This is a genomic window from Roseomonas sp. SRI_022 (assembly GCF_057586215.1).
The window spans coordinates 174,809-198,962 of the sequence record NZ_JBYCZL010000008.1; the positions used below are offsets into that span (position 1 = coordinate 174,809).

Sequence of the window (24,154 nt, forward strand, 5' to 3'; positions counted from 1 at the left end):
GGCGCATAGGCTCGGGCAGGAAAAGAGTCAAGCAGAAGCCGGGCCGCGGGCCGCTCCGGCGCTGTCCGACGGTGGCTACGCCGCCGGCAGCCGGACCACGAAGCGCGCCCCCAGGATCTTCCCCTCCGCATCCCGCCGGTTCTCGGCCGAGATCTGCCCGCGCAGCCCCTCGACGATCTGCTTGCTGATCGACAGGCCGAGGCCGGAATGTTGCCCGAAGCGTTCGCCGCTCGGGCGCTCGGAGTAGAAGCGTTCGAAGATGCTTTCCAGCTTCTGTTCCGGGATGCCCGGCCCTTCATCCTCGATGGCGACTTCCACCAGCGCGCCGACCGGGCGGGCCTTCACCCAGACCTTGCCGCCACGCGGGCTGAAGGACAGGGCATTGCCCAGCAGGTTGCGGAAGACCTGCACGATGCGCCCCTCCACCCCGCGCACCACCAATGGGCCGGGCTCGGCCTCCAGCGCCACGGCGGGGTCGTCCTCGGCGCTGCGGGTCGCCTCGTGCAGTTCCGCCAGCGCCGAGAGGATCGGCGCGATGTCCACCGGGGCGGAGATGGTCCGCGACAGCTCCGCGTCGACACGCGAGGAATCCGAGATGTCGGCGATCAGCCGGTCCATCCGCACCGCGTCGTCGGCGATGATCGCCAGCAGGCGGTTGCGGTTCTCCGGGTTCTCGATGCGACGCAGGGTCTCCAGCGCGCTGCGCACCGAGGTCAGCGGATTGCGCAGTTCATGCGCCACATCGGCGGCGAAGCGTTCATTGGCATCGATCCGCGCCCACAACGCGCGGGCGGAATTCTGCAGGTCGCGTGCCAGGGTCCCGATCTCATCATTGCGGGACAGCAAGGGTTCGGGGACGGATTCCTCGCGCCCCTCGCCTTCGCGGATGCGCTGCGTGGCCCGCGCCAGGTCGAGCATCGGCGTGGCAATGGTGCGCGCCAGGTAGAAGGACAGCATCACCGTCAGCACCAGCGCCGTGCCGAACAGCAGCAGGACGGAGGCGCGGATCTGGAACAGCCGCTCATCCACCTCCCGCGCCTCGCGGGTCAGCAGGACGATGCCGACTCCCTGGCCGCCGCGCCGTGCCGGTTCGGCGACGGACACCAGCAACCGTCCATCGCCGGTGCGGCGGATATAGGGCCGAACCCCGCCTTCCAGGGCGAGGCGCAACTCCTCCCGCCGGTCGGGGCCGAGGTCGGGCTGCCAGTCAAAATCCGGCGCTTCCGGCCCGACATCGACGGCGACGCCGCCGGTGCCACCGGTGCCGCGCAGGGTGCCCGGCAGGACGGCGACCAGCCGGTCATAGACGCCCGCCACGGTGGTGGTCAGGGCGCCGCGCGGCTGGGGCGGCGGCAGCGGTTCGCTGGTCACGGCCCCGCCGGGGCCTTCGCGCACGCGGCTGTCGGCGACCATCAGGCCGGTATTGTCGAACAGCCGCGCCTGGGTGGCCGGTGAGGGTTCCACCAGCCGGCGCAGCAGCGGCCGGGCGGCTTCCGGCACCAGGATGGCGCGGTCGCCGTCGATCCGCACCGCGGCCTCGGCGATCGCGCCGGCATAGATGCGCGCCTGGGTGCGCAGCGCCTCGACCTCGGCGGCCAGCAGCCCGTTCTGGTACTGGTCGAGATACAGCAGGGACGCCGCGAGCAGCGCCGGGGGCACTGCGTTGACCAGCAGGATCCGGCGCAGCATCGGGGAGAAGCGGCGGCGCGGGGCGCGCGCCGCCGTGGGCGAGGAAGACCCGGCAGCCCTGCCCTGGGGGCGCGCGGCGGCGCCGTCGTCAGGCATTGATCCGGCCCCGCTGCGCGGTCATCGGTGGTCGCCCCTCTCGCTGCGGCGCAGGCGGCCGCTCAGGCTTCCTTATAGCGGTAGCCGATGCCGTAGAGCGTCTCGATCTGGTCGAACTCGCCATCCGTCTGGCGGAACTTCTTGCGGATGCGCTTCACATGGCTGTCGATGGTGCGGTCATCGACATAGATATTCTCGCCATAGGCGGCATCGATCAGCTGGTCGCGGTTCTTCACCATGCCCGGCCGCACGGCGAGCGCCTTGACCAGCAGGAATTCCGTGACTGTGAGCTGCACCTGCTTGCCGCGCCAGACGCAGGTATGCTTCGTCTCGTCCAGCACCAGGTCGCCGCGGGCGATCACCCCGCCCGGCGGCGCGCCGGACCCTTCGGCACGCGATGCCTCGTTGCGGCGGAGCAGGGCGCGGATGCGTTCCAGCAGCAGGCGCTGGCTGAAGGGCTTGGTGATGTAATCGTCCGCGCCGAGGCGCAGGCCCATCAGCTCGTCCACCTCCTCATCCTTCGAGGTGAGGAACACGACCGGCATGTTCGACCGCTGGCGCAGGCGCTGGAGCAGTTCCATGCCGTCCATGCGCGGCATCTTGATGTCGAGCACGGCGAGGTCGGCCGGCTTCGACAGCAGCCCCTGCAGCGCGCTTTCGCCATCGGTGAAGGTGCGGACGGAATAGCCTTCCGCCTCCAGCGTCATCTGCACGCTGGTGAGGATGTTGCGGTCGTCGTCCACGAGGGCGATGGTCTGCGGCATATCTCTTTCCGGTGCTCGGGCATCGCCGTGGCGCGGTTGCGCCGCAGCGATGGTCACGCCAGTTTCGCGCCCGATTGTGGCATGAGCCGGGCCGGAGGAAGACATGGCATCGCAACAGGGCATTCGCGAGGCCGTGAGCCTGATCCGTGGTGCGGCGGTCGCGACGCTCGCGACATCGGCCGAAGGCCAGCCCTTCGCCAGCCTGGTCACCCCGGCCCCGGCGCCTGACCTGTCGCCACTGCTCTGGCTGTCCACTCTGTCGGCGCATACGCGGCAATTGGCGGCCGAGCCGCGATGCGCCCTGCTGTTCAGCGGCGCGGCCGAAGGGCCGAATCCGCAGACCGCGCCGCGCGTGACCGTCACTGGCCTAGCGGAATCCGTGCCGGCGGAGGAAGTTGCCGCGCTCAAGGCGCGCTGGCTGGCGAGGCACCCCTATGCCGCCCTCTACGCCGATTTCGGCGATTTCGCCCTCTGGCGGGTGCGGATGGGCGGTGCGCTGCAGGTCGGCGGCTTCGCCCGCGCCGAACGGATCAAGGCGAGCGAGCTGACCCCGGACCCGGCCGCCGTCGCCGCCATCCTCGCCGCGGAGGCCGAGATCATTGCCCATGTGAACGCCGAGCATGCGGATGCGGTGGCGGCGATCGCGCAGGGATTGCTGGGCGCGGGGCCGGGCGATTGGCGCCTTGTCGCGGTTGATGTGGATGGCTGCGACATCTCCGAAGGTAACCGGACGGTTCGTCTTGCTTTCTTAACTCAGGTAAGCGATTCCGGCGGCGTTCGCGCGGCGCTCATCCGCGCGGCGCGGGAGGGGCGGGCGCCTCCTCAGGGCTGAGAATCGGCGGCATTCCGCCGCAATTCCGCCGCTCTGGGCGCTGAAACGGCACCGTCATCGACCGCGACGTGACCCCCCAGGAGAGTGGCCCCGCATGTCTTCCCAGAACCCCGCGCTCGCCGGCACCGGCGTCTCCCCGAGCGGGGAAGTGCACCCGAACCTGACCGCGCCGGCCCTGGTGGCGCAGGCGCTGCGCCGGGGCGAGGGCCGGCTTTCGGCCGATGGCGCCTTCATTGCGGTGACCGGCCAGCACACCGGGCGCTCGGTCCAGGACAAGTTCGTGGTGGATGAGCCCGAGACGCGCGACGCAGTCTGGTGGGGCAAGGTCAACCAGCCCCTGCCGGCCGACAAGTTCGCCAGCCTGGTCGCGAAGGTCCGGGCGTATCTCGGCCAGAAGGCGGAACTCTTCACCCAGGACCTGCATGCCGGCGCCGACACGGCGCATCAGATCCGCGTGCGGCTTGTCACCACCAATGCCTGGCATGCGCTGTTCGCGCGTAACATGTTCATCCGCCCGGGCAAGGATGCGCTCGACGGCTTCGCGCCCGACTGGACCATTCTGCACGCGCCGGAATTCGAGGCCGATGCCACGGTCGACGGCTGCCGCACCAGCACTGTCATCGCACTGTCACTGGCCACGCGCACTATCCTGATCGCCGGCACCTCCTACGCTGGCGAGATCAAGAAAAGCATCTTCACCGTGATGAACTGGCTCCTGCCGGACCGCGGGGTGCTGCCGATGCATTGCTCCGCCAATGTCGGCGCCAAGGGCGATGTCGCGTTGTTCTTCGGCCTGTCGGGCACCGGCAAGACGACGCTGTCCTCGGACCCCGAGCGCCAGCTGATCGGCGATGACGAGCATGGCTGGTCGGACACCGGCGTCTTCAACTTCGAAGGCGGCTGCTACGCCAAGGTCATCAAGCTGTCGCAGGATGCCGAGCCGCAGATCTGGTCCGCGACGCACCGCTTCGGCACGGTGCTCGAGAACGTCGTCGCCGATGCCGATGGCGTCGTCGATCTCGATGACGGGTCGCTGACCGAGAACACGCGCTCCTGCTACCCGATCCACTACATCCCGAACACGGTCGAGCGCGGCACCGCGGGCCTGCCGAGGAACGTGGTGATGCTGACGGCGGATGCCTTCGGCGTACTGCCGCCGATCTCCAAGCTGTCGGCCGCGCAGGCGATGTACCACTTCCTGTCGGGCTACACCGCGCGTGTCGCGGGCACGGAGAAGGGCCTCGGCAAGGAACCGCAGGCGACCTTCTCCACCTGCTTCGGCGCGCCCTTCCTGCCGCGGCATCCGGAAGTCTATGGCCGGATGCTGCAGGAGCTGATCGCCAAGCACGGCGCCGATTGCTGGCTGGTCAACACCGGCTGGTCGGGCGGTGCCTATGGCACCGGGTCGCGCATGTCGATCAAGGTGACGCGCGCGTTGCTGCGCGCGGCACTTGATGGCTCGCTGGCGAAGGTCGAGTTCGTCCGCGACCCGTTCTTCGGGCTGATGATGCCCAAGGCCGTGCCCGGCATCCCGGCCGAGGTGCTGAACCCGCGTGAGGCCTGGGCGGACAAGGCTGCCTACGACCGCACGGCGGCGAACCTGGTCGGACTGTTCGAGAAGAACTTCGCAACCTTCGCCGGGGCGGTCAGCGACGACGTGAAGGCCGCGGCGATCCGCGCGGCGGCGTGACGGTGGCGCGGGGAGGGCTCTGCTCTCCCCGGACCCCACCCGCCAAGGGCTTAAGGCCCTTGGATCTCCCGACTTCTATCGGGAATTTGGGCAGGGCTATCCTTGGATGGCGTGGTGCCGAGGGCGCGGCGTGTCCTCCCCAAAGCCCCCGATTCCTGGTGCCCAGAGGCCTTTCGGCCGTTGGTGGGGTGATACCAACGGCACGAGTTCCTGACTCGTGCCGAGGCCGCGAATGCGGCCCGCCCGGCAGTCCGGCGAAAGCGCAGCAAACCGGAAGTTTGCGCCCGGCGTTTGAGGGCCTGCAAATGCGGATACCAACGGTCGAAGCATTCGACCGTTGGTATGAGGTTCGGAGAGGGCAAAGCCCCTCTCTGGTTGCCCGCTGCGACTCGGGCGCCTCACGCGGACGGAGCGCGAACGCCCTTGTGGCGATTCGCACTCACTACCCACAAATCCTTGATTTCCGGCGGCTTCGCGACTCGGGGCTCATCCGTCAGCGATTCGTTCCCACGACTCGGGCCAAGTATTTGATTCGGAATGAGCGGCCCCACGCGATTCGGCTGTACTGAATCACCTTCTGTTCCAAACTGTCAGGCCGGCCGGCGCGCGAGCGACCACGACAGCGCCGCCAGCAGCACCGCCGCGACCCCGAGCGACGCCCCCAACCCGATCGTCGTCGCCCCCAGCCCAAAAGCGACCGGGCCCAGCGATTGCCCCGTGAAGAAGGAGAAGGCGTGTAGCGACACGGCACTGCCACGAAACTGCTGAGACAGTTCTGTCGCGCGGGTCTGGATAGCGTTGTGGATCATGTAGAAAGCGGTCCCCAGCAGGAAGCCGGACAGCACGGCCACCCACAGCGCGGGTGCCAGTCCCATGCCCGCCAGGGCCAGGAAGCCGATACCGCCGCCGATGCGCACAACGGCCGCCTGGCCGAACCGCATCAGCAGCCAATGCGCGAGTGCGGCATAGGCCAACCCACCCAGCCCGAAGGCACCGATCGCGAGGCCGGCTTCCGTCGTGCCGCCGATGCCGCGGCCGATCATCAGTGTCGCGATGAAGGGGAAGGATCCGAAGACCAGCCCCCCCTCCGCCGCGACGGTCGCGTAGAGCGGAATGGCCTGTGGATTGGACAGGATGGTCCGGTATCGCCGGGCGGCGACCACGGGGTCGTAGCGCGTGATGGGTTCCTTCGCCGCGCTGCGCGAGGCCACCAGCAGTGCGATCATGCCGAGCACCGCTGCGATGGCGCAGAGCACCAGCATGCCGCGCCAGCCCGCCAACGCTGCGATCGGCCCCGCGATCGCGCCACCGGCGATCTGGCCGGAAATGCCGAAGACCAGCATGCGCGACAGCGCCACCTGGCGGTCCCGCAGCGGCACCGCGTCGCCCATGATGGCGAGCGTCAGCGGCATCATCCCGCCTGCCGCCGCGCCCGACAGCGCCCGGAACGCCATAAGCCAGCCGAGCGACGCCGCGACGGCCGAGAGAAGCAGCAGCGCCGAAAGCAGGCTGACGCAGATCGTCACGACCCGCCGCTTGCCGACAGAATCGGCGACCGGGCCCAGGATCGGCTGCACCAGCGCGAAGGGCAGGGTGTAGGCAGTGCCGAGCAGCGCGACTTGCGCCGCCGTGCTGCCGAGGTCATGGGCGATGTCCACCACCAGAGGGTCGGTCGCCCGCGTCGCCAGCGCGCCGGCAAAGACCGCCGGGCCGTACATGGCCAGCACGCGGTTCATCCGGGCGCGGCTGGTGGCCGCATCCTCCTCGGTCTTCGGCGGTGTCATCGCGTCATGTTGCGCCGCAGCAGAGCCGGCCACAAGCCGCGCCGCCCGCAATGCTGGGCCGCGATCGGTCGGGCTGGGCCGGCACCAGGCGCATTTCCAAACCACCGCGCGGCCCGATAGGCTCACTGCCCAAGCGGAGGATGGTGCATGGCCGAGACGATGACCGCCCCGGCGCATGGTTCGGCGCCGACAGAACATGTGGACGTCCTGATCGTGGGCGCCGGGATCTCCGGCATCGGCGCCGCCTACCACCTCCAGGAACAATGCCCCGGACGCAGCTTCCTGGCGCTGGAGGCGCAGGACGGCTTCGGGGGCACCTGGCGGACGCATCGCTATCCTGGCATCCGATCAGACAGTGACCTCTACACCTTCGGCTATCGCTTCAAGCCCTGGGTCGGCCCGCCCATCGCCAGCGCACCGGAGATCCTGAAATACATGGGCGAGGTGATCACGGAGAACGGCCTCGACCGCTTCATCCGGTATGGGCATCGCATCCGCTCAGCGCGCTGGGATTCGGCGACGAACCTCTGGACCATCGAGGCCGGGCGGAAGGACGGCACGACGGCACAATTCACCACGAACTTCCTGTGGATGTGCCAGGGCTACTACCGCCACGATGAAGGCTACACGCCGGAGTGGCCCGGGATGTCGCGCTTCCGCGGCCGCATCGTGCATCCGCAGACCTGGCCGGAGGACCTCGACTACGCCGGCCGCCGCGTGGTGGTGATCGGGTCCGGGGCCACGGCGGCGACGATCGTGCCCGCCATGGCCGACGACGCTGCGCATGTGACGATGCTGCAGCGTTCCCCCACCTTCTTCCGCACCGGGCGCAATGCCATCGAGCTTGCCGACGAACTGCGCATGCTCGGTATCAACGAGGAGTGGATCCACGAGATCGTGCGCCGAAAGATCCTGTTCGAACAGGCGCGCTTCATCGACCGCACCCATAGCGAGCCCGAGACGGTGAAGGCGGAACTACTCGGCCAGGTGCGTGCGCTGCTCGGGGACGATTACGATGTGGCAAGGCACTTTACACCGCGCTACCGGCCCTGGCAGCAGCGGCTCGCCTTCGTTCCCGATGCCGACCTGTTCCGCGGCATTGCGGCCGGCCGCGCATCGGTCGTCACCGACGAGATCGAGACCTTCACCGAGACAGGCCTGCTGTTGAAGTCGGGCCAGGTGCTGGAGGCGGACGTCATCGTCACGGCGACGGGCTTCCACCTGAACGTGCTGGGCGACATCGAGGTCACGATCGACGGTGAGCCATTGGTGTTCGGCGACACCGTCACTTATCGCGGCATGATGTTCACCGGCGTGCCGAACATGGCCTGGGTGTTCGGCTACATCCGCGCGGCCTGGACGCTGCGCGCGGACATGGTGGCGGATTTCGTCTGCCGGATGCTGAACCACATGCAGGAGATCGGCGCGAAGCGGGTCGAGGTGGCGCTGCGGCCGGAAGATCGCGACATGGCGCTTGGCCCCTGGATCGACCCGGAGGAATTCAGCTCCGGCTACGTCGCGCGCGGCAACCATCTGCTGCCGCGATCGGGCGACAAGCCGGAATGGCGGCACGCGCACGACTACTGGGCGGAGAAGGACGCGATCCCGGCGATCGACCTGACGGACGGGGCATTCCTGTATCGATGACACCCGGCTGAGCCAACGCGGCCGAACCGATCAGAAGGCCAGCGCCACCAATGCGAAGGTGCAGTCCGCGGGCAACTCCGCGACGAAGCGCCGCAGCGCCGATAGCGGCGGCGGATCCTCAGCCGCCGTGCCGTAGATATCATCCAGCAGCGCTGTGATCTCCTGCGGGCCGACCAGCGCGCACCAGCAACTGCTGGCGGTCTGCCGGCCTGTCAGCAGGCCGGCGCGGATGCGCTCCACCACCTCGGTGAAGATGTCGCCGATGGCGGTGGGCGGGAAGAAGGGGCTGATGCGATACGGCGCGCCCTCGATCGCCGGCACATGGCCGCGCAGCACCGGGGCGACCAGGTCGGGCCCGCCGATATAGACATCCCGGTATCGCGCAGCCTGCATCCCGTCGTCGTCATCCCACCTTGTTGTCGATCAGCTCCTGCACCACGCCCGGATCGGCGAGGGTGGAGGTGTCGCCAAGGCCTTCCGTCTCATTGGCCGCGATCTTGCGCAGGATGCGGCGCATGATCTTGCCCGAGCGTGTCTTCGGCAGGCCGGGCGCCCATTGAATGGCATCCGGCGTGGCGATCGGGCCGATCTCCTTGCGCACCCAAGCGACCAGCTCCTTGCGCAGCGGCTCGGTCGGCTCGACGCCGGCCTTGAGCGTGACGTAGGCGTAGATGCCCTGGCCCTTGATGTCGTGCGGCATGCCGACGACGGCGGCCTCGGCCACGGCGGGGTGCGCGACCAGGGCGGATTCGACCTCGGCGGTGCCCATGCGGTGGCCGGCGACGTTGATCACGTCGTCCACGCGGCCGGTGATCCAGTAGTAGCCATCGGCATCGCGGCGCGCGCCGTCGCCGGTGAAGTACATGCCCTTGAAGGTCGAGAAGTAGGTCTGCCCGAAGCGCGCATGGTCGCCATAGATGGTGCGCATCTGGCCGGGCCAGGAATCGAGGATCACGAGGTTGCCCTCGGCCGCGCCCTCGAGGATGTTGCCCTCGCCATCCACGATGGCGGGCTTCACGCCGGGCAGCGGCAGCGTCGCCGAACCCGGCTTCTGCGCGACGGCACCGGGCAGCGGTGAGATCAGGATGCCGCCCGTCTCGGTCTGCCACCAAGTATCGACGATCGGGCAGCGCTCGTCGCCGACGACGCGGTAATACCAGAGCCAGGCTTCCGGATTGATCGGCTCGCCCACCGAACCGAGGATGCGGATGGACGACCGGTCGTGCTTCTTCACCGGGCCTTCGCCGTCGCGCATCAGGGCGCGGATCGCGGTCGGCGCGGTGTAGAAGATGTTCACCTTGTGCTTGGCGCAGACCTGCCAGAAGCGGCCATTGTCCGGCCAGGACGGCACGCCCTCGAACATCAGCGTGGTCGCGCCATTCGCGAGTGGCCCATAGACGATGTAGGTGTGCCCCGTCACCCAGCCGACATCGGCCGTGCACCAGTAGATCTCGCCGTCGCGGTAGTCGAACACGCTCTCATGCGTGAAGGACGCCCAAACCATGTAGCCGCCGGTGGTGTGCAGCACGCCCTTCGGCTTGCCGGTCGAACCGCTGGTGTAGAGGATGAACAGCGGATCCTCGGCGTTCATCTTCTCCGGCTCGCAGGTCTCGGCTTCCCCGGCGGTGACCGCATCCCACCAATGGTCGCGGCCATCCTTCATCGCGACATCGCCGCCGGTGTTCTTCGCGACGATGACGTGGCGGATCGACGGGCAGGTCAGCAGCGCCTCATCCGCATTGGCCTTGAGCGGCACACGGCGCCCGCCGCGCCGGCCCTCATCGGCGGTGATCAGCAGCGAGCATTCCGAATCCTGGATGCGGGAGGAAAGGCTGTCAGGGGAGAAGCCACCGAAGACGATGGAATGGATCGCACCGACCCGCGCGCAGGCGAGTATCGCGACCGCGGCCTCGACGATCATCGGCAGGTAGATGCAGACGCGGTCGCCCTTCTTCACGCCGAGCTTGCGCATCGCATTGGCCAGCTTGCAGACGCGGGCGTGCAGCTCGCGATAGGTGACCTTGGCGTCGCTGTTGGGGTCGTCGCCTTCCCAGATGATCGCCACCTGGTCGCCGCGCGTCGCGAGGTGCCGGTCGAGGCAGGAGACCGAGGCGTTGAGCACGCCATCCTCGAACCACTTGATCGAGATGTCGCCCGTGAAGTCGACCGCCTTGATCTTCGTCGGTTCCTTCATCCAAGCGATGCGGCCCATCTCGGAGCGCCAGAAGGCATCCGCGTCGCGCGCTTCCGCCGCGACCATCGCATCACGCTTCGCGGCGTCGATGCGCGCCCTTGCGGCGATCTCGGGCTTCACTGCGATGATGTCGTCCGCCATGGGCTGGCCTCCCTGACCTTGGGTTCTTCTCTGCGGCGGGATTTGGTGGCCCGATTTGATTCAGGTCAACATTCGCGTTCGCGTGGCCCGCGGCGGCCCCAAAGAGGTCGCCCGCCCGGCGAGGCCGGGCGGGCGGGGAAGGCTGGATCAGGAAGGGATTGGCTGGTGCGGCGTCAGTTCGTCCGCGCCGGGGCGGGCGTCGCCGGTGCGGCCTGGCTGCGCTGGTCGCTGCGCGGCGCCGTGGTGGTCGTGCCGGCATGCGGTGCGGCCGGGGTGGCGGGGCGCTGCGTCGTGGCACCGGCCGAGGTGCCGGCGGTCGCGCTGCCGCCCGGATTGGCCGGTGTGGCCGGACGGGCTGCCTGGGTCGGCGAGGTCGCCGGGCGAGCCTGCGTCTGGTGCTGCTGGGCCGGCGCCGTCACCGCCGGGGCGGGCGTGGTGCCGCTTGCGGCGGGGCTGCCGCCCTGGGCGAAGGCGGGAAGGGTGGCGAGAACGAGGCCCGTGGCGAGCAGGCTGGTGGTGATCGTCTTGCGCATGGTGACCGTCCTTTTCTTCGAGTGGCGCACCGTCATCGGGTGGCGCAGGACAGACTTCACCCCCGCCCCGCGGCGGGCCTGCGACGCAGGCGAGGTATTCTCGTGGCCATTGCGGCAGAAGCGCGACGATCGTGGCGGAATCGAGATGCGCCGATCTTTCGGGTGCATGGCCCTGGCCGCTCGCGCATCATGGCGGGCAAGGATGCTTTGACCCGGGACATGCTCGACCAACCGCCGGCCCAAACCCCCGCCCTGCCGGCGGGACATGCCATGCCCGGCCAGCCCTTGGCCTGGGGCGGGCGGGAAGGGCGCCTGTTCGGGATCTTCTTTGGCAACCTGCTGCTCGGCTTGCTGACGCTCGGCATCTACCGCTTCTGGGGGATCGTGCGGATCCGCCGCTATGTCTGGTCGCATGTCGCGGCACTCGGCGATCGGCTGGAATATGACGGGACGGGTGGGGAGTTGCTGCGTGGCTTCCTCGTCGTGTTGCTGCTGCTGGTGCCGTTGTGGCTGCTCGGCATCGCGGGCGAGTTCCTTCGCATGCTGCATCCTTGGCTCGCCGTGGCCGTTCCCGTCGCGCAATTCGCCATCCTGGTCTTCCTGCTCGCCGCGGGGCGGCACGCGGCGCGGCGATACCTCGCCAGCCGCACCATCTGGCGCGGCCTGCGCCTGGTCGTCACCGGCTCGCCGTGGCGCTGCGCGCGGGTGCAGTTCCTGTGGTTCCTCGCCACCCTGCTCACCCTTGGCCTGGCGCGGCCGTGGGCCCTGGCGGCGGATGCACGCTGGGCGCTGGGCCGGCTGCATCTCGGCACCCAGCCTTTCACCTTCACGGGCCGGCCGCGGCAGATCGTCCGGCCGTTCCTTGCCAGCTACATCCTCGCGCTGCTCAGCGTCGGGCTGGTGGCGCTCGGCAATGCACTGCTGTGGTGGTCGGGCGCCTTCGATTTCCTGCGCGACATGGCGACCGCGGGCGGTTCGGTCGCGACCCCTGAACAGATGGCCATCGCTTTCGCCAGGCTGGCCATGGTCGGTCTCGGGATGATCACGCTGGTCATGCCGCTGCTGCTGCTCGCCTGGTTCTCCTTCGTCGCGGCGGCAATGCGCTGGCGGTGGGAGAACCTCGCCTTCGGCGGAGCGCGGCTGGCGCTGACCGATGTCACCGGCTGGTCCGTCGCGCGGCTGCAGCTCGGCAACCTGTTCCTCACGAGCATCAGCTTCGGGCTGCTCTATCCGGTGGTGGTACGACGTCGCGTGGAATTCCTTGCGCGGCGCCTTTGGGCAGAACGCTATCCGGACGTCTCGCCGGCGCGGCAGGCCGTGCTCGGGCAACACAATGCCGAAGGGCTATCCAACATCCTCGATGCCGGCGGCGCGGGGATCGGCCTGTGACCGAAGCGCCGGCGATGCTGCATGACGGCGTGACGGCGCTGCCGCTGGCCGTCCGGGCGCGGCTGCTGCCCGATATGTTGCGCCTCATCCGTCCCGACGGCACGGCGCTGGATTGGCCGGTCGAGACGCTGCGCGAGATCGACCGCATGCCCTGGGAGCTGCGCATCGCGCGCGCTGGTGCGCCCCAGCGGCTGGTGGTGGCCGACCCGGCGATGATGGATGCGCTCGACACGGCGCTGGGCCCGTGGCGGATCGACGAGGAAGCTGCCCGGTGGCGGCGGGTCATGAAGACCGTTCTCCTGGTGCCGCTGTTGGGCGCGGCGCTTTGGTTCGGCTGGCCGCCGCTGGCCGATGTGCTGGCGCGTTCCGTCCCGGCATCCTGGGAACAGCGGATCGGTGACACCGTTGCCGCCTCCCTCACCCAGGGCACGGCGCGCTGCACGGCACCCGAGGGCGTGGCCGTGCTCGAACGCCTGAGCGCCCGCCTGGCCGATGCCGCCGGACTGGATCGCGCGCCTGTCGTGCAGGTGGTGAACACGGGCCTCGTCAACGCCTTCGCGGCACCGGGCCGACAAGTGATCATCCATCGCGGGCTGATCGATGCCGCCACCACGCCCGACGAGGTGGCCGGCGTGCTCGCCCATGAATTCGGCCACCTGCATCACCGGCACGGCCTGCGCAGCGTCGCGCGCGCGATCGGGGTCGGGGCCTTCGTCTCGATCCTGACTGGCGGGTCGGATTTCGGCGCGGTCGCGGCGACGCTGCTCGTCAGCGTCGCCTACACCCGCGGCTTCGAGGCGGAGGCGGATGACTTCGCCGCCGAGGCCTTGGGACGCGGCGGTATCGGCGTGGAAGGGCTGGCCCGCTTCTTCGACCGCGCTGCCGGGGCGGTGCCGGCCGGACGCTTCGCGCGGGGTTACCTCGACACCCATCCGGACCCCGCCGAACGGGCAGCGCGGCTGCGCGCGCGGGGCGGTAGCGCGGCCGCCGCGCCGGTGATGACGGCGGAGGAATGGCAGGCGCTACGCAAGATCTGCAGCAGCACGGCGCGATAGTGGGCCGGCACGCCTGCAGCCCCGCATCCGCCCGTTGCGTCGTTGATCTGAAGGTGCCGGTAGGCGCCGCCCTTCCGAAAGCCGCCTCGGGCGTTCTGTCGGAATAGTTTACGCCCATCCCCCCGCCAGGCCCGATCCTTGTCAATAAAGAATTGTATTATAACAGTAAAATCGGTGGCACGCCATTTGCTGTTTTTGAATATGTCGGCCGGGAAGGCCGCGCGCACAGACAGAGGCAGATAAGAATGGCACGGTTTCTCGGTACAGTTGTAGGAGCGGTGGTTCTCGTGGCGGCCGGCATCACCGTCAGCGATCTGAAGTACAGCGTGTCGGGTAACAATACCAACATCAGCAACGGCGTCTGGTACAATGCTGAGGGCAAGACCGCGGACCTGTACATCACCGCCGACTTCACGGCGGTGCCGGAGCCGGCTTCGCTGGCGCTGTTCGGCGCGGGACTGCTCGGGCTCGGCCTGATGCGCCGTCGGCGCAAGATGGTCTGACGCCCGGCGTCTTCGCGTTGCAATGGGACAGGGCCGCGCCCCAGGGTGCGGCCCTTTCTTGTGCCTCCCTACAGTCCGGCATCCTCCGGCACCATCACTTGGTCCTGGTCATTCACATGGGCGCGGATCGCTTCGAGATATTCGCCGTAGCAGGGGCCGGAGGTGCAGAACCCGTCCTCGACCCGGAAGCGCGCGCCATGGGTGGAACAGAGGATGTTCTGCTTCTTCGAATCGAGAAACCGGTCCGGCACCGGATCCAGTGGTACGCCGATATGCGGGCAGGAATTCACATAGACCCAGACATGCCGCCCGCGGCGCACGGCGAACAGCCCCATGAACGCTCCCGGCGCGGCCGGGAAGCCCTTCGAATTGCCGTCGGGAATGTCCTCGAGCGCGCAGAGCACGCGTTCCGGCTTGCCAGTCACTTGCCTTTCCACCCGCCCATCTTCGTGAGGATCTTCCAGTGCTCGGGCGAGATCGGCATGACCGACAGCCGCGACATGCGCACCAACGCGATCCCCTCCAGCGACGGCTCGGCCTTGATGGTCGCAAGCGTCACCGGCTTGGGCACCGGTCCGACCGCCTTCAGGTCCACGCAGACCCAGGGGCTGCCGGGTTCGGCCGTGGAGTCGGGATAGGCCTCGCGCACCACCTCGACGACGCCGACGATCTCCTTGCCGATGTTGGAGTGGTAGAAGAAGGCGCGATCGCCCTTCTTCATGGCCATCAGGTTCGCCTTGGCCATGTGATTGCGCACGCCGGTCCAGGGCTCGACGCCGTTGGCGACCTGCTGATCCCAGGAAAAGGCGTCCGGTTCGGACTTCACCAGCCAATGGTTCATGAGTTTTTTTGTCCCTCAAACGGCGGGCGCGGCCCATCCGGGCCGCTTGCCTTCGCGCCCTGTGCTGTTGCGCCGGGGGCGATGGGCAGGTTGGGCGCGGTCGCGCTGTGCGCTCCGGGCCCGCTTGCCGCGGGCCGAGGGGAGCGGCGGCCATGCCGACGCCGGTTCGTCATTCGGCCAGCGCCCCATCCTTGAAGACGATGCGGTACGGGTTGATCGAAACGCGCGCGAAGCAACCGGCCTTGGCGAAGGGGTCGCCTTCGGTCAGCGCGTCCACCGCCGCGCGGTCCGGGGCCTCGATCACGCGCACCGACCCGATCGAGTTGCCCTGCCCATCCATGATCGGCCCGGCGATGACCAGCATGTCCCTGTGCTGCTCCAGCCAGGCAAGATGGGTGGCCCGCACGGCCCGGCGCGCCGCGCCCATGCCGGGCTTGTCCTCGATGGTCACCGCAAAGAGCATCCCCACCCCCTCGGCGCTCCGCCCGGGGCACCGTCCATCGCTGGTAACGCCGGCCGGGCCGCGCATCAATACGGTGCCGGCCGCCGGCAAGACCGCCGCTTCAAAGTCGGGCGCCCATCGCCTAGTTTGCGCCCCGTGGACCAACCCCTGGCTGCCGCCACCGGAGCCACGCCCGCCCGGCCTGCCGGTGGGCGGACCCTCCATCGCTTCGCCAATCCCGGCCGCTTCCTGCGGGCGACCGGCAGGCTCATGCCCGCGCTCTGGGGCACGGCGCTGGTCGTGCTCGGCATCGGGCTGACCTGGGGGCTGCTGCTGTCGCCGCCCGATTGGCAGCAGGGCGAAACGGTGCGGATCATGTACGTCCACGTCCCGATGGCCTGGCTTGCCATGGGCGGATACACCGGCCTCGCGGTCCTTTCGGTGATGTCGCTGATCTGGCGGCACCCGCTCGCCGACCTCACCGCGCGGGAACTCTCGCCCGTCGGGGCCGCCGCGACCGCTCTGTGCCTCGCCACCGGCAGCCTGTGGGGCAAGCCCATGTGGGGCACCTGGTGGGTGTGGGATGCGCGGCTCACCTCCGTGCTGGTGCTGTTCTTCCTCTGGCTCGGCCACGCCGCGCTGGTGCGCGCCTTTGACGACCCCGAACGCGGCGCGCGGGCCGGTGCCATCCTCGCCCTGGTCGGCATCGTCAATGTGCCGATCGTGAAGTTCAGCGTCGATTGGTGGAACACGCTGCACCAGCCGGCCTCCGTCACGCGGCTGAACGCGCCGGGGATGCATGTGGACATCCTTTACCCGCTGTTGGTCTGCGCGCTTGGCTTCTCGCTGCTGTTCGGCGCCGTGGTGCTGGCGCGCACCCGCGCGGCCGTGATGGAACGCCGTGTCCGCGCCCTGCAACTGGCCCGCGCCCGGCGGGAAGATGCGGTGCCGGCATGACCTTGCATTGGTGGCACGTCCTCGTCTCCTACCTGCTGACCTTCGGGGTCTTCGGCGCGCTTGCGATCGGCGCGGCGCTGCGGCACCGCGCGGCGAAGCGGCTTCTCGCCACGCTGGACCCCCGCGGGGACCGGCCATGACTTGCGCTGCGTCAACGCCGGCGCCACCTCCCGCCAGTATCGGCCGCGCACCCGCCCCCGAGGCATAGGATCCATGACCCGCAAGAAGCGCCGCCTGATGGTCCTGCTGCTCGCAGGCCTCGGCCTCGGCACCGCCACCGCCCTGACGCTGACCGCCTTCCAGGACAATCTGGTGTTCTTCCTCTCCCCCTCCGACGTGATGGCCCAACGCCCCACGGGCGACCGCGCCTTCCGCCTGGGCGGCCTGGTCGAGACAGGCTCAGTCGAACGCCACACCGGCAGCGACGGCCGCCCCACCGCGACCTTCCGCGTTTCGGACGGGCCCAACGCCGTCACCGTTACCTATTCCGGCGTGCTGCCCGACCTGTTCCGCGAGGGGCAGGGCGTCGTCACTCTCGGGCGCCTGCTGCCGGACGGCACCTTCCGCGCCACCGAAGTCCTCGCCCGCCACGACGAGACCTACATGCCGCCCGAAGTCGCCGATGCCCTGCGCCGCGCCGGCCACTGGAACCCGGCCGAAGGCGCCGCCCCACCGGCCGCATCGTGGAACACAGCCCCACGCCAGCGCGAAGGGCGGAGCGGGGGATGATGCAGGTGGTTCCTGGTGGCTTCGGACGGCTGCCAGGGGGCTCTGCCCCCTGGACCCCCGCCGGGGAGGCAGCGGCCTCCCCGGACCCCGCGGTCAATGGGGCAGGGAGAGGGAGGGGCATGGCGCGCCCGCGTCACTGGCACGCCGGCGACGCCCCTCCCTCTCCCTGCCCCAACGAAATCGCGGGTCTGGGGGCACGTATGCCCCCAGCGGGGGGACCGGGGGGCTGGCCCCCCGGCAATGCCCTCACCCACCGGAACCAACCTGCATGATCCCCGAACTCGGTCATTTCGCGCTGGCCCTGGCCTGTGTCATCGCGGTCGTGCAGTCGGTGTTGCCGGTCGTCGGCGCGGCGCGGCGCGATGCGCGCTGGATGGCAACTGCGGCACCGTTGGCGGTCGGGCTGCTGGTGGCGGTCGGGGCGGCGTTCGGCAGCCTGCTCTGGGCTTTTGCGGTCAATGACACGACGGTCGCGAACGTCGTCGCCAACAGCCATTCGGCGAAGCCGCTGATCTACAAATTGTCGGGCTCCTGGGGGAACCATGAGGGGTCCATGGTGCTCTGGGTGCTGATCCTCGCGCTGTGCGGCGCGGCGGTCGCGGCCTTCGGACGAGACCTGCCGACGGCACTGAAGGCGCGGGTGATCGGCGTGCTGGGTTGGGTGGCGACGGGCTTCCTGCTGTTCATCATCTTCACCTCGAACCCCTTCGACCGGGTCTGGCCGCCGCCGATGGATGGGCGAGGGCTCAACCCGGTGCTGCAGGATCCCGGCCTCGCGATGCATCCGCCGACGCTCTATGTCGGCTATGTCGGCTATGCGGTGACGTTTGCGTTCGCGCTTGCTGCGTTGCTGGAAGGGCGCGTCGATGCCGCCTGGGGGCGTTGGGTGCGGCCCTGGGCGCTTGGGGCGTGGTGCTTCCTGACGGTGGGCATCACCATGGGATCCTGGTGGGCTTATTACGAGCTCGGCTGGGGTGGGTACTGGTTCTGGGATCCGGTCGAGAATGCCTCGCTGCTGCCGTGGCTTGCGGGCACCGCACTGCTGCATTCGTCGATCGTGGTGGAGAAGCGCGACACGCTGAAGGTGTGGTCGGTGCTGCTCGCGATCCTTGCCTTCGCGATGAGCCTGCTGGGGACGTTCCTTGTGCGCTCGGGCGTGCTGAACAGCGTGCATGCCTTCGCCAATGACCCGACGCGCGGCGTGTTCATCCTCGCGCTGCTGATGATCTATGTCGCCGGCGCCTTCGCGCTGTTCGCCTGGCGTGCGCCGAGGCTGACGCCGACGGGCATCTTCGCGCCGATCTCGCGCGAAGGCGCGCTGGTGGTGAACAACCTGCTGCTGTGCTCAATCGCGGCGGTGGTGCTGGCCGGGACGCTGTGGCCGATGTTCGCGGATATCCTGACCGGGGCGAAGATCTCGGTCGGGCCGCCCTTCTTCAACACGGCGGCGGCGCCGCTCGCCATTCCTCTCGTGGTCGCCATGCCGATCGGGGCGATGATGCCATGGAAGCGCGCGGATCTCTGGGCCGCCTTGCAGCGCCTGTGGTGGGCGGCAGCGGCGGCACTGCTGATTGGCTTTGTCTGCCTCGCGGCCGCCGGGTATCCGGTGTGGCCGGCGCTCGGCATGGCGCTGGCTGCCTGGCTGGTGGCGGGTGCTGCGGCGGATATCGCCGATCGCATCGGCCTGTTCCGCCGGCCGGCGCAGGCCTGGCGGCGCGCGATCGGCCTGCCGCGCGCGGCCTGGGGCGCGGCGATCGCGCATGGTGCGCTCGGCATCTCCCTCGCAGGCATTGCCGGCATGGGTGTCGCGACCGACACGCTGGTGCAGCTCAACCCGGGGCAGAGCACGCGCCTCGCCGGCTATGAATGGCGCATGGACGGGCTGTCGGACGAGATGGGCGCGAATTACCGCGCCCGCCGCGCCACCGTGACGGTGCTGCGCGACGGCGCGGTGGTCACGGTGCTGCACCCCGAACGCCGCACCTTCATCGTGGACAACCAGACGACCTCGGAGGCCGCCATCCACACCAACGCGATGCGCGATCTTTACGCTGTGCTCGGCGAGGAACGCGCCGGCGCGGCCGTGCTGCGCCTGCATCACAACCCCTTCGCCCCCTGGATCTGGTTCGGGGGCCTCGCCATGGCATTCGGCGGGATGCTGTCCCTGTCGGACCGGCGCCAGCGCGTGGCCGCGCCTGCACCCAAGCCCGCAACGGTGCCGGCATGAGCGACACTCCGACCCTCGCCCCACGCAGCCGGCGCTGGATGCTCTACGCGCCGCTCGGCGTCGCTGCCGCCGCCGGCGCCGGCTTCTGGGTGATGCTGCGCGGCCTGCAGACCGGTGAATACAATCCGCGCGGCGTGCCATCCGCCCTGCTCGGCCGCACCGCGCCCGACTTCGCCCTGCCTCCGCTCGATGCCGCAGGATTGCCGGCGCTGTCCGCTGCCGATCTCCGCGCCCCCCTGCGCAGCCCGGTGATCGTGAACTTCTGGGCATCCTGGTGCGTGCCCTGCATCGTCGAGCACCCGCAGCTGATGCGGCTGTCGCGAGAGGGCATCCCCGTCCTCGGCATCAACTACAAGGACCGTCCGGCCGACGCCGCCGCCTTCCTGACCCGCCATGGCAACCCCTTCGCGCGGCTCGGTCGCGACGAACCGGGTCGCGTCGCCATCGACTGGGGTGTCTACGGCGTGCCGGAAACGTACCTGCTCGACCGGCAGGGCATCATTCGCTGGCGCTACGCCGGGCCCCTGACGCCCGAGGTGCTGGACCAGGAACTGCGGCCGCTGCTGCGGCGGTATGCGTGATGAGGTGCGACGGCCGGCGCGGGGAGGGCTCTGCCCTCCCCGGAACCCCACCTGCCAAAGGCCTAAAGGCCTCTGGACACCTTGAGATGGGCTGTTGGGAGGAGGGGCCATGCAGTCCCTCCGCGCCCGAGGCGCGCGCCATGCCTCTGCTCCCAACAGCCCATGTATCGGGATCCAAGGGCCTCGCGGCCCTTGGTGGGGGGAGGTCCGGAGGGGGGCAAAGCCCCTCTCCGTTCCGCATCGCCCTCATCATCGCTTTCCTCCTCGCCGCGGTCCCAGCCCTGGCTCTGGTCGGGCGTCCCGAGGACCGTCTCGCGGATCCCGCGCTTGAGTCGCGCGCCCAGGCGATCGGTCGCGACCTGCGCTGCATGGTCTGTCAGAACCAGTCGATCGAGGACAGCGATGCCGACCTCGCGCGCGACTTGCGGCGCATCGTGCGGGAGAGGGTGTCGGCCGGGGATGGCGATGCGGCGGTGGTGAATTTCGTCCATGACCGCTACGGCGACTTCGTCCTGCTGCGCCCGCCCTTCAATCCGGTTACGGCATTGCTCTGGGGCATGCCGCTGATCGCCTTCGGCGGGGGCGTACTGCTGATCCTGGCGCGGCGACGGCGCGCGGCGGCGGGCATCGAGCCGGCGCCACTGACGGATGCGGAACGCGACCGCCTGGCGGAGCTGGAGCACGGTAACGGCGCATGATGATCTGGGTCGTGCTGATGCTGGTGGCACTCGCCGCCCTGCTGCCGCTGGCGCTCGCCGTGCTGCGCCCCAAGGCCGCGCGTGGGCGACGGGAGGCCGACATGGCGCTCTATCGCGCCCAACTCGCGGAACTCGACCGGGAGCGTGAGGCCGGTCGGCTGGATGAGGGCGCGCACCGCGCCGCGCGGGTGGAGGTGCAGCGCCGCCTGATCGCCGCCGCCGACCAGGCGGAGGCCACGGCGACGACGCCACAGAGTCCGGCGATGCTGATGGCGCTGCTGCCCCTGATGGCGGCGGCGGGGCTCGGGCTGTACCTGCTGGGCGGTACGCCGGGCATGCCCTCCGCGCCCTATTCCCTGCGCGCCGAGGCGATGGCGCGGGACGAGGAGATCCTGGCGACGCTGCGCACGCGGCTTGCGGCGCTCGACCCGCACAGCGAACAGGCGCGGCAGGGCTGGATCCTGCTGGGCAATGCGGAGCGCATGCGCGGGCGGGCCGAGGCCGCCAGCGAGGCTTTGCGAAAGGCGATCGAGGCACGCTTCGACGCATCGGTCGCAGCCGACATCGCGGAGCTTGAACTCGAACGCGGTGCGGCGGCGGAAGCCACGCCCTGGATTACCCGCGCGCTCGCCGAGACGCCGAACGATCCGCGCCTGCGCTTCCTGTCCGGGCTGGTGGAAGCCGAGTCAGGGCGCCCCGCCAATGCGCGGGCGCTCTGGCAGGCATTGCTCACGGACACACCGGCGGACGCGCCCTGGCGGGCGATGCTGGAGAGGCGGCTCAGCGCCCTGCCCTGAGCGGTGGCGCGGGCGGCGTCGGCCGCTAGGGTGGCGGCGATGGCGGCACGGAGCGTACGGCGCGAGCGTCGCGTTCGGCGGCGAGGGACTGCAGGAGTGCGATCACCTCGACGTGCAGGCGCGCCTGCTTCTCGATGGTCAGGTGGGATTCGCCGTTCACCAGGCGGTTCTCGAGCGTGCCGGTGAAACCCGGCCCGCCGGCCACGGTGCGCCGGAAGGCGGTATCGCCGTCCTGATAGTAGTTCACCACGTGCAGCACGCCTGGGCCCACGAGGTCTCCCCCGGTCGGGTCGAAGGGCACCAGCAGGTCGGTGGCCACGTTCTGCCGTCCGAGCGCATTCGCCATCACGATTGCGTCATCCGCGCCGTAGGAATGGCCCATGATGGCGAAGGGCCGAACCAGCGTGCCGGCGCGCTCCGCCCGCACCACGGTCACAGCCAGGTCATCCCATTCGAGGTAGTTGTGGACGCTGGCGTCGAAATTGACCTGCCGCAGCTTGGCGGTGAGGAAATTCAACCCGGTGGAGAACATGTTGGCCAGGCCGCGCAGAAGGATCACGCGTCCGCGGGGGGGGGCGGTCAGCGGTTCAAGGCGGGTCGGCGCGCAGGCGGTCAGTGAAGCGAGGCTTGCCAGGGCGGCACGGCGTGTCGGGCGAAGCAGTTTTTCAGGCGGCATCGTGCAATCAACGCGGGAAAGCTGTCCGGAGTTGTGTGTTCGCTAGGGCAATATCCTGGCAAATCGTCATCACGATAGGAAGGGGATGACCCGTGGGGTGCGCGCGGCATAGGCATCCCAGGTGGCGCCGAAGGTCTCGCGCATCAGGGCTTCCTCCCGCCCGACGCGCAGCAGGTACAGCGTGCCGAAGCCGATGATCCCCGCCGGCCCCGCGACCCAGTTCTGCAGCGTCAGCGCCTGCGCGATCGCCCACATCCAGAAGGCTGTGTACATGGGGTGGCGGACGAAGCGGTAGACGCCATCCGTGACGAGCGAATGTTCTTCCCGCACCGCCAGCGTGACCGACCAGTTGCGCCCCAGCGCCTTGTGTGTCGCGTAGAACAGCACCAGCGCGGCGGCGAAGACCAGCAGCCCCGCGACCGCCCGCAGCGGGGAGAAGGGCTGGTCGAACGCGGCCGGAAAGCCCGTCGCGATATAGGCCAGCGGGATCAGCCCGAGCCCAGTCAGCGAGATCAGCAGCAGCGCCTTCTCGCGCAGGTCCATGGCATCGCGCAGCAGCACGTTGCGCTTGGTCTTGCGCTCGAAGGGGCGGCGGATGACCCACCAGGCGATCATGCACAGGCCATGCAGCAGCTTCGCAATCAGTGGCGTCACGCAGCCTGCTCCATCACTGTGGGGGCCAGTGCGCCGCCCGGCCCGATCAGGCGATCCGGGAAGGGCCCGCCGCCGACGGCGCCGGGGCCGCAGGCGATCAGCCCCCAATCGTAGAAATACCGCCGGGCGCAGCCGGTGACGTAGATGCGGTGCGCACGCAGCATGGATCGCCGCACCCGGCACCAGGCCGCATGGTCGAGCATGGCGCGCGGATGGATGTATTCGATGCGCGGCCCCCGCCCGGGCAGGCCGAGCGCCTTCACCGGATCCGCCCGATGGAAGCAGACAAGGTCACGGCGCGAGGTGAATTCCAGCCAGGCCAAGCCCGGCGCGGCGGCGATCCGCGCCACGGCATCGCGCAACCGCCGGGCTTGCGGCATCAGCGCGACCTTAAGCACGGAGGAGCCGAGCCCTACCAGCGCCAGCCGTGGCGCGGGACGCGCCGGCGCCGGGTCACGCGCCAGGGATGCGGCGAGTGCTTCGGTCAGCAACGCCATGCCGAGGCTGTGGCCGACCAGCGCCACCTCCTCCACGTCGTTGCGCCGACGTGCCACCGCGATCTCCTGGGCGAAGCGCTCGATCCGGGCGTCAAGTTCCGGCCGCGACCCGCGCGCGAGGTCGCGGGCGAAGACCCAATCGGCGAGGAGATGGCGCAACAACAGCCAACGGTCCCCGGCATAGGCCAGCGCGACGACCAGCGCCGCGCCGACCGGCAGCGCCGCCCACCCGCCGACCAGCAGCCCGCCGATCACGCCGAGGATCAGTGCTCCGGCCAGGATCGCCACCGGTAGCGCGACGAACAGCAGATAGCGCCAATGCGCCCGGCGATAGCGCCCGAGCGTGCCGTCGCGCAGCAACTCCGCCAGCGCCGCGATGCCGCGCAGGATCAGGGAGGGCAGCGGGGCGGCAAGGTCGCGGGCGATCAGGTCATCCCAGGCCAGGATGCGGATCTCGGTATCGGTGGCCCAGTCCGGCCCTGCGAGGCGGGCCTGGAACACCAGCACCGTGCCCTCGTCCCGCATTTCCGCCGGCCCGGTGGTGGCGGTCAGGCCCCAGGCCTGGGCGCTGCGTTCCAGCGTGCGCTGCAGGCGACGGTGATGCGCTTCGCCGGAGAGCGGTTCGTAGCCCGGGACATGGATCAGAAGGCGCCGCCGGATGATCGGCGATGGCTCGTCGGAGAGGGCACTCATGGCGCAGGCATCCTTCCCGGACCCTGAACGCAGCCTGTCACCGCC

General features: G+C 69.5%; 25 protein-coding genes. 13 read left to right on the plus strand and 12 right to left on the minus strand.

The window, feature by feature from the left end; genetic code table 11:
• Positions 1 to 75 precede the first annotated feature (75 nt).
• Positions 76 to 1,785, minus strand: a complete 1,710-nt coding sequence (locus AC2YHJ_RS10445) for a stimulus-sensing domain-containing protein (protein WP_487395844.1) — start codon at positions 1,783 to 1,785, stop codon at positions 76 to 78.
• A 62-nt stretch (positions 1,786 to 1,847) separates the two neighbouring features.
• A complete protein-coding gene (locus tag AC2YHJ_RS10450) occupies positions 1,848 to 2,549 on the minus strand; it encodes a response regulator transcription factor (RefSeq protein ID WP_487395845.1) in 702 nt (233 codons plus the stop codon).
• Positions 2,550 to 2,652: 103 nt separating this feature from the next.
• On the opposite strand from AC2YHJ_RS10450, the gene AC2YHJ_RS10455 reads away from it, so the two are divergent.
• Together AC2YHJ_RS10455 and AC2YHJ_RS10460 are read left to right on the plus strand one after the other, a co-directional pair.
• Entirely contained in the window at positions 2,653 to 3,381 is a 729-nt protein-coding gene (locus AC2YHJ_RS10455) for a HugZ family pyridoxamine 5'-phosphate oxidase (protein ID WP_487395847.1), read from the plus strand.
• A gap of 94 nt (positions 3,382 to 3,475) precedes the next feature.
• The gene (locus tag AC2YHJ_RS10460; RefSeq protein ID WP_487395848.1) at positions 3,476 to 5,071 is read left to right on the plus strand and encodes a phosphoenolpyruvate carboxykinase; all 1,596 of its coding nucleotides are present in this window, start codon (positions 3,476 to 3,478) and stop codon (positions 5,069 to 5,071) included.
• A gap of 590 nt (positions 5,072 to 5,661) precedes the next feature.
• Here the strand turns inward: AC2YHJ_RS10460 and AC2YHJ_RS10465 are convergent.
• Positions 5,662 to 6,855, minus strand: coding sequence for an MFS transporter (locus AC2YHJ_RS10465; RefSeq protein WP_487395849.1), 1,194 nt, complete (start codon positions 6,853 to 6,855; stop codon positions 5,662 to 5,664).
• A gap of 147 nt (positions 6,856 to 7,002) precedes the next feature.
• Here AC2YHJ_RS10465 and AC2YHJ_RS10470 point away from each other — a divergent pair, with 147 nt between their 5' ends.
• On the plus strand, positions 7,003 to 8,502 hold the full coding sequence (locus AC2YHJ_RS10470) for a flavin-containing monooxygenase (RefSeq protein ID WP_487395850.1): 1,500 nt from the start codon (positions 7,003 to 7,005) through the stop codon (positions 8,500 to 8,502).
• A 30-nt stretch (positions 8,503 to 8,532) separates the two neighbouring features.
• On the opposite strand, the gene AC2YHJ_RS10475 is transcribed toward AC2YHJ_RS10470, so the two are convergent.
• From AC2YHJ_RS10475 to AC2YHJ_RS10485, 3 genes are all read right to left on the minus strand, one after another.
• Positions 8,533 to 8,895, minus strand: a complete 363-nt coding sequence (locus AC2YHJ_RS10475; RefSeq protein ID WP_487395851.1) for a hypothetical protein — start codon at positions 8,893 to 8,895, stop codon at positions 8,533 to 8,535.
• 10 nt (positions 8,896 to 8,905) lie between these two features.
• Complete coding sequence (acs, locus tag AC2YHJ_RS10480) at positions 8,906 to 10,837, minus strand: acetate--CoA ligase (protein ID WP_487395852.1); 1,932 nt, start codon at positions 10,835 to 10,837, stop codon at positions 8,906 to 8,908.
• A gap of 173 nt (positions 10,838 to 11,010) precedes the next feature.
• Positions 11,011 to 11,370 carry a hypothetical protein gene (locus AC2YHJ_RS10485; protein ID WP_487395853.1) on the minus strand — a complete coding sequence of 120 codons (360 nt, stop codon included), beginning with the start codon at positions 11,368 to 11,370 and terminating at the stop codon, positions 11,011 to 11,013.
• A gap of 219 nt (positions 11,371 to 11,589) precedes the next feature.
• Between AC2YHJ_RS10485 and AC2YHJ_RS10490 the strand changes: the two genes are divergently transcribed.
• The 3 genes from AC2YHJ_RS10490 (at position 11,590) to AC2YHJ_RS10500 (ending at position 14,317) form a co-directional block, all read left to right on the plus strand.
• Positions 11,590 to 12,759 carry a DUF898 family protein gene (locus AC2YHJ_RS10490; protein ID WP_487395854.1) on the plus strand — a complete coding sequence of 390 codons (1,170 nt, stop codon included), beginning with the start codon at positions 11,590 to 11,592 and terminating at the stop codon, positions 12,757 to 12,759.
• On the plus strand, positions 12,756 to 13,814 hold the full coding sequence (locus tag AC2YHJ_RS10495; protein ID WP_487395855.1) for a M48 family metallopeptidase: 1,059 nt from the start codon (positions 12,756 to 12,758) through the stop codon (positions 13,812 to 13,814). Before AC2YHJ_RS10490 ends, AC2YHJ_RS10495 begins: the two co-directional genes overlap by 4 nt.
• A gap of 287 nt (positions 13,815 to 14,101) precedes the next feature.
• Positions 14,102 to 14,317: a PEP-CTERM sorting domain-containing protein gene (locus tag AC2YHJ_RS10500; RefSeq protein WP_487395856.1), complete on the plus strand. Its 216-nt coding sequence runs from the start codon at positions 14,102 to 14,104 to the stop codon at positions 14,315 to 14,317.
• 68 nt (positions 14,318 to 14,385) lie between these two features.
• Here the strand turns inward: AC2YHJ_RS10500 and AC2YHJ_RS10505 are convergent, their stop codons facing one another.
• The 3 genes from AC2YHJ_RS10505 to AC2YHJ_RS10515 form a co-directional block, all read right to left on the minus strand.
• The gene (locus AC2YHJ_RS10505; RefSeq protein ID WP_487395857.1) at positions 14,386 to 14,742 is read right to left on the minus strand and encodes a Rieske (2Fe-2S) protein; all 357 of its coding nucleotides are present in this window, start codon (positions 14,740 to 14,742) and stop codon (positions 14,386 to 14,388) included.
• Positions 14,739 to 15,158, minus strand: a complete 420-nt coding sequence (locus tag AC2YHJ_RS10510; RefSeq protein WP_487395858.1) for an EVE domain-containing protein — start codon at positions 15,156 to 15,158, stop codon at positions 14,739 to 14,741. The genes AC2YHJ_RS10505 and AC2YHJ_RS10510 overlap by 4 nt, the downstream gene beginning before the upstream one ends.
• Before the next feature lie 169 nt (positions 15,159 to 15,327).
• Positions 15,328 to 15,609, minus strand: coding sequence for a YciI family protein (locus tag AC2YHJ_RS10515; RefSeq protein ID WP_487395859.1), 282 nt, complete (start codon positions 15,607 to 15,609; stop codon positions 15,328 to 15,330).
• 159 nt (positions 15,610 to 15,768) lie between these two features.
• Here AC2YHJ_RS10515 and AC2YHJ_RS10520 point away from each other — a divergent pair, with 159 nt between their 5' ends.
• The 7 genes from AC2YHJ_RS10520 to ccmI all read left to right on the plus strand — a co-directional run bounded on the left by AC2YHJ_RS10520 (position 15,769) and on the right by ccmI (position 21,589).
• Positions 15,769 to 16,557: a heme ABC transporter permease gene (locus AC2YHJ_RS10520; protein WP_487395908.1), complete on the plus strand. Its 789-nt coding sequence runs from the start codon at positions 15,769 to 15,771 to the stop codon at positions 16,555 to 16,557.
• Positions 16,554 to 16,697: a hypothetical protein gene (locus AC2YHJ_RS10525; RefSeq protein WP_487395860.1), complete on the plus strand. Its 144-nt coding sequence runs from the start codon at positions 16,554 to 16,556 to the stop codon at positions 16,695 to 16,697. Before AC2YHJ_RS10520 ends, AC2YHJ_RS10525 begins: the two co-directional genes overlap by 4 nt.
• Before the next feature lie 73 nt (positions 16,698 to 16,770).
• On the plus strand, positions 16,771 to 17,286 hold the full coding sequence (ccmE, locus tag AC2YHJ_RS10530) for a cytochrome c maturation protein CcmE (RefSeq protein ID WP_487395861.1): 516 nt from the start codon (positions 16,771 to 16,773) through the stop codon (positions 17,284 to 17,286).
• Positions 17,287 to 17,554: 268 nt separating this feature from the next.
• Positions 17,555 to 19,513 (plus strand): heme lyase CcmF/NrfE family subunit, encoded by a 1,959-nt coding sequence (locus tag AC2YHJ_RS10535; RefSeq protein ID WP_487395863.1) that lies wholly within the window; start codon positions 17,555 to 17,557, stop codon positions 19,511 to 19,513.
• On the plus strand, positions 19,510 to 20,094 hold the full coding sequence (locus AC2YHJ_RS10540) for a DsbE family thiol:disulfide interchange protein (protein WP_487395864.1): 585 nt from the start codon (positions 19,510 to 19,512) through the stop codon (positions 20,092 to 20,094). The genes AC2YHJ_RS10535 and AC2YHJ_RS10540 overlap by 4 nt, the downstream gene beginning before the upstream one ends.
• A 140-nt stretch (positions 20,095 to 20,234) precedes the next feature.
• A complete protein-coding gene (locus AC2YHJ_RS10545; protein WP_487395865.1) occupies positions 20,235 to 20,792 on the plus strand; it encodes a cytochrome c-type biogenesis protein in 558 nt (185 codons plus the stop codon).
• Positions 20,789 to 21,589: a c-type cytochrome biogenesis protein CcmI gene (ccmI, locus tag AC2YHJ_RS10550; protein ID WP_487395866.1), complete on the plus strand. Its 801-nt coding sequence runs from the start codon at positions 20,789 to 20,791 to the stop codon at positions 21,587 to 21,589. Before AC2YHJ_RS10545 ends, ccmI begins: the two co-directional genes overlap by 4 nt.
• A gap of 25 nt (positions 21,590 to 21,614) precedes the next feature.
• Here ccmI and AC2YHJ_RS10555 read toward each other — a convergent pair whose 3' ends face one another.
• From AC2YHJ_RS10555 to AC2YHJ_RS10565, 3 genes are all read right to left on the minus strand, one after another.
• Entirely contained in the window at positions 21,615 to 22,148 is a 534-nt protein-coding gene (locus tag AC2YHJ_RS10555; protein ID WP_487395867.1) for a hypothetical protein, read from the minus strand.
• Between the two features lie 186 nt (positions 22,149 to 22,334).
• Positions 22,335 to 22,919 carry a protein-S-isoprenylcysteine O-methyltransferase gene (locus AC2YHJ_RS10560; RefSeq protein ID WP_487395868.1) on the minus strand — a complete coding sequence of 195 codons (585 nt, stop codon included), beginning with the start codon at positions 22,917 to 22,919 and terminating at the stop codon, positions 22,335 to 22,337.
• Positions 22,916 to 24,109, minus strand: coding sequence for a hypothetical protein (locus AC2YHJ_RS10565; protein ID WP_487395869.1), 1,194 nt, complete (start codon positions 24,107 to 24,109; stop codon positions 22,916 to 22,918). The genes AC2YHJ_RS10560 and AC2YHJ_RS10565 overlap by 4 nt, the downstream gene beginning before the upstream one ends.
• Positions 24,110 to 24,154 lie beyond the last annotated feature (45 nt).

What these genes read in the sequence shown, in the direction of transcription:
- AC2YHJ_RS10445 (WP_487395844.1), bottom strand. Translation starts at nt 1,785, where the DNA reads ATGCCTGACGACGGCGCCGCCGCGCGCCCCCAGGGCAGGGCTGCCGGG.
- AC2YHJ_RS10450 (WP_487395845.1), bottom strand. Translation starts at nt 2,549, where the DNA reads ATGCCGCAGACCATCGCCCTCGTGGACGACGACCGCAACATCCTCACC.
- AC2YHJ_RS10455 (WP_487395847.1), top strand. Translation starts at nt 2,653, where the DNA reads ATGGCATCGCAACAGGGCATTCGCGAGGCCGTGAGCCTGATCCGTGGT.
- AC2YHJ_RS10460 (WP_487395848.1), top strand. Translation starts at nt 3,476, where the DNA reads ATGTCTTCCCAGAACCCCGCGCTCGCCGGCACCGGCGTCTCCCCGAGC.
- AC2YHJ_RS10465 (WP_487395849.1), bottom strand. Translation starts at nt 6,855, where the DNA reads ATGACACCGCCGAAGACCGAGGAGGATGCGGCCACCAGCCGCGCCCGG.
- AC2YHJ_RS10470 (WP_487395850.1), top strand. Translation starts at nt 7,003, where the DNA reads ATGGCCGAGACGATGACCGCCCCGGCGCATGGTTCGGCGCCGACAGAA.
- AC2YHJ_RS10475 (WP_487395851.1), bottom strand. Translation starts at nt 8,895, where the DNA reads ATGCAGGCTGCGCGATACCGGGATGTCTATATCGGCGGGCCCGACCTG.
- acs (WP_487395852.1), bottom strand. Translation starts at nt 10,837, where the DNA reads ATGGCGGACGACATCATCGCAGTGAAGCCCGAGATCGCCGCAAGGGCG.
- AC2YHJ_RS10485 (WP_487395853.1), bottom strand. Translation starts at nt 11,370, where the DNA reads ATGCGCAAGACGATCACCACCAGCCTGCTCGCCACGGGCCTCGTTCTC.
- AC2YHJ_RS10490 (WP_487395854.1), top strand. Translation starts at nt 11,590, where the DNA reads ATGCTCGACCAACCGCCGGCCCAAACCCCCGCCCTGCCGGCGGGACAT.
- AC2YHJ_RS10510 (WP_487395858.1), bottom strand. Translation starts at nt 15,158, where the DNA reads ATGAACCATTGGCTGGTGAAGTCCGAACCGGACGCCTTTTCCTGGGAT.
- AC2YHJ_RS10525 (WP_487395860.1), top strand. Translation starts at nt 16,554, where the DNA reads ATGACCTTGCATTGGTGGCACGTCCTCGTCTCCTACCTGCTGACCTTC.
- ccmE (WP_487395861.1), top strand. Translation starts at nt 16,771, where the DNA reads ATGACCCGCAAGAAGCGCCGCCTGATGGTCCTGCTGCTCGCAGGCCTC.
- AC2YHJ_RS10535 (WP_487395863.1), top strand. Translation starts at nt 17,555, where the DNA reads ATGATCCCCGAACTCGGTCATTTCGCGCTGGCCCTGGCCTGTGTCATC.
- AC2YHJ_RS10540 (WP_487395864.1), top strand. Translation starts at nt 19,510, where the DNA reads ATGAGCGACACTCCGACCCTCGCCCCACGCAGCCGGCGCTGGATGCTC.
- AC2YHJ_RS10545 (WP_487395865.1), top strand. Translation starts at nt 20,235, where the DNA reads ATGCCTCTGCTCCCAACAGCCCATGTATCGGGATCCAAGGGCCTCGCG.
- ccmI (WP_487395866.1), top strand. Translation starts at nt 20,789, where the DNA reads ATGATGATCTGGGTCGTGCTGATGCTGGTGGCACTCGCCGCCCTGCTG.
- AC2YHJ_RS10565 (WP_487395869.1), bottom strand. Translation starts at nt 24,109, where the DNA reads ATGAGTGCCCTCTCCGACGAGCCATCGCCGATCATCCGGCGGCGCCTT.